At 75.4% G+C, this 248-nt stretch carries 1 protein-coding gene; it reads left to right on the plus strand.

Annotated elements, in window-relative coordinates:
• On the plus strand, window positions 1–248 hold a 248-nt coding region (locus tag ACPYOG_RS20200; RefSeq protein WP_481295872.1), incomplete at both ends, for an FAD-dependent oxidoreductase.

Here is a 248-nt window from a genome sequence, read left to right on the forward strand (position 1 = left end):
GGTGCCACGCTCGTCACCGACTTCGACGTCGTCGACGTGCGCCGAGGGGGCTCGGAACCGGTCCGGCTGACCGCGTCCGACGGCCGGGTGGTCACCGCCGACGTCGTGGTCCTCGCGGCCGGTCTGGGCGCCGACCGGCTCGCGGTGCTCGGGGGTGACGGCCCCGACCCGCGCATCGTGCCCTTCCGTGGCGAGTACCTGCGCCTCCGTCCGCAGGCGCGCCACCTCGTCAAGGGCCTCGTCTACCC

The organism is Leifsonia sp. HAY1-4F (assembly GCF_056755275.1).